General features: G+C 59.8%; 2 protein-coding genes and 4 pseudogenes. 4 read left to right on the top strand and 2 right to left on the bottom strand.

Features of this window, described 5'->3' with window-relative positions; all coding sequences use genetic code 11:
- The first annotated feature begins 144 nt into the window (after window positions 1-144).
- Together RFM41_RS32910 and RFM41_RS32905 are read left to right on the top strand one after the other, a co-directional pair.
- A pseudogene (locus RFM41_RS32910) lies at window positions 145-1,660 on the top strand (ISNCY family transposase).
- 3 nt (window positions 1,661-1,663) lie between these two features.
- Window positions 1,664-2,143 (top strand): annotated as a pseudogene (locus RFM41_RS32905) (hypothetical protein); the annotation flags it as partial.
- Window positions 2,144-2,183: 40 nt separating this feature from the next.
- On the opposite strand, the pseudogene tnpC reads toward RFM41_RS32905, so the two are convergent.
- Window positions 2,184-3,085 (bottom strand): annotated as a pseudogene (tnpC, locus tag RFM41_RS32900) (IS66 family transposase); the annotation flags it as partial.
- Between tnpC and RFM41_RS32895 the strand changes: the two are divergent.
- A pseudogene (locus tag RFM41_RS32895) lies at window positions 3,069-3,207 on the top strand (IS3 family transposase); the annotation flags it as partial. The pseudogenes tnpC and RFM41_RS32895 overlap by 17 nt on opposite strands.
- A 360-nt stretch (window positions 3,208-3,567) precedes the next feature.
- Here RFM41_RS32895 and RFM41_RS32890 read toward each other — a convergent pair.
- Window positions 3,568-4,974, bottom strand: a complete 1,407-nt coding sequence (locus RFM41_RS32890; protein WP_320253348.1) for an amidase family protein — start codon at window positions 4,972-4,974, stop codon at window positions 3,568-3,570.
- Window positions 4,975-5,526: 552 nt separating this feature from the next.
- Here RFM41_RS32890 and RFM41_RS32885 point away from each other — a divergent pair.
- On the top strand, window positions 5,527-5,952 hold the full coding sequence (locus RFM41_RS32885) for a hypothetical protein (protein ID WP_320253349.1): 426 nt from the start codon (window positions 5,527-5,529) through the stop codon (window positions 5,950-5,952).
- Window positions 5,953-6,000 lie beyond the last annotated feature (48 nt).

Genomic DNA, 6,000 nt, shown 5'->3' with positions numbered 1-6,000 from the left:
CACCCGCTATGACAGCCCGCAGTGATCGCCGCTGGCGTGCCGACTAACGGCTGACCGCCCTACACGCATCAGGCGACTTCGGGAAAGGTGCCTTGGTGCACCGCTTACGTTGCTCCCTACCGAGAGGTATGAGCAGGGGCAACTATGGGACGGCTGAGCATGGCGACACGGAAAGAACTGACGGCTGCGGTTTCAGAGCGCTATCGTGCTTCGACGCGAGCGGAGAAGGCGAGAATTTTGGATGAATTCGTCGTCATCACGGGCTTTCACCGCAAGCATGCGATGCGGCTGCTAAGACGCCGTGAGAGGGCCGTTTTCAGGCCGGCGAGCGCGGCCGCGGATTTATGATGAAGCGGAACGCAATGCGCTGATATTGCTGTGGGAGGCGTCTGACCGCGTCTGCGGCAAGCGGCTGAAGGCGTTGCTGCCCGTCCTTCTCGAGGCGATGGAACGGCACGGTCATTTTGACCTGGCGCCCGAAATCCGGGGCAAATTGCTGGCGATGAGCGCGGCCACGATCGACAGGACGCTGGGACCGATCCGAGAAGGCTTGGGACGTCCCCGACGACGGCCCGCGGCGCATGCCCTGCGACGGAGCATTCCCATTAGAACGTCGGCGGATTGGGACGATCCAGCGCCAGGCTTCGTTGAGGCGGACCTCGTCGCCCATAGCGGCCCTTCGGCTCGCGGCAGCTTCATCCAAACCCTCGTGCTCACCGACATCGCGACCGGCTGGACGGAATGTGCGCCGCTGCTGGTTCGCGAACAGACGCTGTTGAGCACGGTGCTCACAGAATTGCGCAAGCAACTGCCCTTCGCGCTTCTCGGCCTGGATACGGACAACGACACCGTTTTCATGAACGAGACGCTGAAGGCCTATTGCGCCGCCGCCAACATCGTCTTCACGCGCTGCCGCCCCTACCGCAAGAACGACCAGGCGTTCGTCGAGCAGAAGAATGGCGCCGTGGTGCGCAGGATGGTCGGATATCGTCGGTTCGAGGGGCTGGAGGCCGCCGCGCTGCTAGCGAAGCTCTACCGGTCAGCGCGGCTGTTCGTGAACTTCTTTCAGCCATCGTTCAAGTTGATCGCGAAGCAGCGCGACGGCGCGCGTGTGCGCAAGACGTACAGTCCGCCAGCTACGCCGCATCAGCGTCTGGTCGCCGACGCTCGCACCTCAGATGCAGTCCGCTCCCGACTGCAGGAAATCTACGCCGGACTCGATCCTGTCCTGCTATTGCGCGATATCCGCGCCATGCAGGAGCGGCTCGCTGCGCTTGCCGACACTTCGCCGGCCGTGCGCCCTGACGGGGCAACTCAGCCGATCGACCTTTTCCTGGCGACTTTGCGGACTGCCTGGAAGGACGGTGCTATCCGGCCGACGGATCGCCCGATTGTGAAAGCCAAAAGGGGGCGGCGGCGTCCTGACCCTCTCGTCAAGGCGACTGCCGACTTGCGAAATTGGTTCGAAGCCGAACCATGGCGAACCGGCAGCGAACTTCTGTCACGACTGCAGGCCGAGTATCCCGGCGACTACCCGGACAAACTGCTTCGAACACTTCAGCGTCGGCTGAAGGTCTGGCGCAGCGAACAGGCGGACGCGTTGCTGTTTGGGCCCTTGAACAAGGAGCCGCCGATCCTGGAGATCGCAAGGCCACACTGAGGCGCCGTGGCGCTCGCGAAGGAGGCCGGGCGCTGCGAAACCCCGGCCATCTCCGCGCCCGGCCTCCTTCGCCCCAAGCCGGGAGCAAAATGGATGAGGCAACGCTTGAATCTCGGGGAGCATCGTTACGTGAGGCAATACGCCGTCTCATCCAGATTGTCGCGCTATAAGCGGGTGCCCACACCAGACGAGGAGGACGCCAAGCGCATTCACCGTGAGCGCGAGCACCTGGTGCAGGAGGGGCTGCGCATCGAGAATCGCATCCAGGCACAGCTGTTCACGCAGGGTATAATAAGAGACCTTCCCTGCGCTGATGGGATCGTGATCTTGCAGCTGTCCGGACCGGTGATGGCCGTAATTTGCCGCCACCATCTTCGGGCTGAGTTGGACCGTCTGCGCCGCCGGCTCGTCATGACATTGGAGTTGATCCGCGAGGTCGAAGCCGAACGAAACGAGGCGGCCGATGCCGATCCAAAGGTAACCGCTGTTCTCAGGCCACGGCCTTGAGTGGCGCGGGGGCATGGGCGATTGGCCTGATCGAGCGTTCGACGACGTAGGAGTCGATCTCGACGCGGCAGTCGTAGAGGAAGCGACCAAGTCCGGCCCAGCGCGAGAGCGGGTAGCGGATTTGCTTCGGCGAGCTTGCTCTTCTGGCTGACCAGGGCGAGCTTCTCGCGCAGCCATGGCTGGAGGATATCGATGACGGTGCGGCTTCTCTCCTGGCGGGCGATGCGCCGCTCTTCGGGCGAGCGTCCCCGTGTCTCGCTCTCGATCTTGTAGAGCTCGGCGATGCGCTGGAGCGCCTCCGTGGCGATCGGCGCGGGTCCGGACTGGGCCGGTTCGTAGAAGCGTCGACGGACATGCCCAGCAGAACGCCGGGCTCACGGCATTGCGCTCGGCCAACGCCCGGTATCCGGCGTAGCCGTCGACTTGCAGGATTCCGACGAAGCCCTGAAGGTGCCGCAGTGGCTGTTCGGCTTTGCGGTCGGGCGCATAGAGATAGGCGACGCCAGGTGGAGCGATCCCGCCCCAGCGGCGATCGTCGCGGGCGTAAGCGAACAGCTGGCCCGGCTCGGCGCGACCGCGCCGCCCGGGATCGAGCACCGGCGCCGTGGTCTCGTCGGCGAAGAGCTTGTCGGACGCCTTCAGCCGCTCGAAGAGTCTCTCATGGATGGGCCGAAGCAGGAAGGTTGCCTTTCCGACCCAGTCGGCGAGCGTGGACCGATCCAGGTTCACGCCCTGGCAGGCATAGATCTGCGCCTGGCGATACAGGGGAAGATGATCGGCATATTTCGACACCAGCACGTGGGCGACAGTCGCTTCAGTCGGGATGCCCCTCTCGACGAGTCGCTCCGCTGCGGGCGCCTGCATCACGACCTCCTCGCAGCTCCGGCAGGCATACTTCGGTCGGCGCGTGAGGACGAGGGATGACGCAAGGGCCGACGTGTTCGATTACATCGAGCGCTTCCTACAACTCTCGGCGACGGCACTCGACGTTGGGCTATATGAGCCCTGTCGAGTTCGAGGAGAAAGCTATGTTAGCTTAACCTGGTGTCCGAGAAATCGGCAGCAGGCCATCCAGCTTCGTGCCGACAAGAGTGGCTGTATCCCGTCTGTCGCCAAAAGCAGTAACTCTGCTTTCCAGCTTGTGAGTTGTGGCCCGGGAACAGGAGTGATGAGGAGATCCAAAAGCGATGAAATCATGAGAGCCAATACGACTGGACACCTAAACAGATAACAAGCCAATGCTCTCTCGGGGCTGGACCTTCCTTTGTTTGCGCTGCATCCCTTAAATTCCAAAGACGCACCGCAACGGAGACTTTCGCCTGCGGTTTCGTAACTTCCCAACATAGAGTAGAGGGAACGGCGATGTGCTTGCTGGCCTGCAAGTTCTGCGGCAGAGTCACTCAAAGCTTCGGGCGCTTGTCGGCCCATGGCTGGAGTGCCTCAAATGCTGCCGACGCTTGCAGGACACCAAGATCGTTGAAGCGCTTACCAACGATCTGCATACCAACCGGCAGTCCGCTACTAGTAAATCCGCAGGGTACGCTGGCTGCCGGATTCCAGGCCATGTTGAACGGGTATGAGAACTCCGCCCAGCTTATCCAGTCCCAAGGATGCGTGGGCCAATGGTCTGGCATCAGTTTTTCAGCTGGAAAGGCGGCAACCGAAACAGAGGGAGTAATCAAGAAGTCCCAGTCCTGGAACCAACGATGTATATTGGCCACGTATGTCATCTTACGCTCACGCATCGTTTGATACTCTGTGATGCGGATGTCCTTGGACTCTCTGATGCAGGCGACCAACCCGGGGTCCATGTGTTCCTCCCACTCCGGAAGGTACTGTGCGAGACCCGCTAGATGGGCTGACCAAAAGAATCGAATCAACTCTGGTCCGTCCTTCGCCCAAGGAGTAGCGACTTCTTCAACTTTCGCTCCGAGCTCCTCAAAACGAGCGGCGGCAACCTTGACCAAAGAGGCAACTTCAGGATCTACGCGCGCAACGCCTAAATCCGGGCTATAGGCAATGCGACTACCCTTAATTCCCTGGCGCAGCCGGCTTAGGTAGTTGGCAGGTCCCGCTTCTAGCGTTGTATGATCCAAAAAGTGGGGACCTGCAATCACTTCCAACATAAGTGCACTGTCCCCAACCGTGCGCGTTATCGGACCAGAGTGTGAACAGAGATCATCAGTGCCTACGGGAGAGTATGGCACCCGTCCGAAGCTAGGTTTGAGTCCAAAAACTCCACTGAAGTGTGCAGGCATCCGTATGGATCCTGCTCCGTCACTTCCCTGATGCAAAGGCCCGATGCCTGCAGCCGCCGCTGCCCCGGCGCCAGCCGAGGACGCACCAGCATTGTACCCCAGCTTCCAGGGGTTGCTAGTAATGCCCGTGAGCGGACTGCGCGAAACCCCCGTCCACCCGAACTCCGGCACTGCTGTCTTGCCAAGAATGATCGCACCTTCGTCACGAAGTCGCGAAACTACCTGCGTATCCTCGTGCGGCTGATGGCCCGCGAAGATTTTGCTGCCGAACTGCGTCGGCATGTCCTTGGTAATCGAGAAGTCCTTGATGGTTGCCGGCACACCGTGCAGTCGGCCGACCCGCGCGCCGGTCATAATTGCAGCTTCGGACTTCCTCGCCTCGTCCATCGCACGATCTGCAGCAAGATAGGCGAAGACGTGCAACTTGGGATCCAATTTGGTGACCCTATCCAGAAGTGCGTCCATGTATTCAACTGGAGACAATTTCTTGGTACGAAACAGCTCCGCTAGCTCAACTGCCGGCAAATAGCAAACACTCTCTGAATCCATAACCGAAGTCCTTCTATTTTGCCAGCGTAAATGTCTGGACCGTTTTGGGAATACTGCGAAAGGCCATCTGCATCATAGAATACACATGATATAGACCCCGCAAAAGTTGTTTCGCATGCTTTCCGAGATCTCTTCGAGCTTGTCGTGCCGCCACCTATCGATTGCATCCCAGTTTCCTAAAATAGTGAGAGTAGGTGGCCGAGTACCATCGAATCCCTCACATGTGTGCGACGTTAAGCCCGATATGAAACGCATATGAAACATGCACCGGTGAGAGATAGATACACCAGTATAAAGTCATGATTTCAGCTATCATGTTTTCAGATGGGTGGTTGCCGCTAGCTGATATGATTGCGAAGACGGCGGACAGAAGGCCAACTTTTCATAAAGCCGACAGGGGCTGCAACGATGAGTTCGTCGCGGCGGGCCTTCTCGTATCGGGCCGAGAGCGAACGCTGGCGCAGAAGATCGGCATTAGGTAGCAAAAACCACCAGATCTCCTAAGCGAGCTGATCTACCCTGTCTCAAATCGGAATATGAGACAGGGCGGGCATGAGCGTCGCGTATGAGTTGAAACTGAAACGAGCCGAATTGACCAACAGGCTCGAGGAACTGGCGAAGCTGCAAGCCGAGGTCCGCGAGCAGGTCAGTTGCATTGACAAGGTGATTGCAATCTACGAACCCGGCTACGAGCCGACGGCAATCAGGGCACGCCGTCCAGGCCGAACCGCCGGGATTTCAGATGAGGTCAAGGCGTCGATGGGAGGCGTGAACCAGCGCCAGGTCGTGCTCGGGATTCTCCGTGACGCGGCAAGCCCGGTTTCAACATCCGAATGCGCCGCGCAGTTCTCGCGGGCGGTCGGCTTGGGCAACGAGGCGAACGCGACACTCTTCCTGTCGAGCCGGGATTGGCCACACTACCGATCCATGTGTTTAGCCAAATCCAGTTCGGAGCGGAGCAGGTGGTCGTTGCTGTAGCCTCGACGGTTCAGATGGCCTTGGTGATCGCGTTGATTTTTGTGCTCG

It is taken from the genome of Mesorhizobium vachelliae (assembly GCF_033977325.1).
In the GTDB taxonomy this organism is placed as follows: Bacteria; Pseudomonadota; Alphaproteobacteria; order Rhizobiales; family Rhizobiaceae; genus Mesorhizobium; species Mesorhizobium vachelliae.
This window is presented reverse-complemented; position numbering and strand designations above follow the sequence as displayed.

Coding starts and splice junctions, on each gene's coding strand:
- RFM41_RS32890 (WP_320253348.1), bottom strand. CDS start 4,974: ATGGATTCAGAGAGTGTTTGCTATTTGCCGGCAGTTGAGCTAGCGGAG.
- RFM41_RS32885 (WP_320253349.1), top strand. CDS start 5,527: ATGAGCGTCGCGTATGAGTTGAAACTGAAACGAGCCGAATTGACCAAC.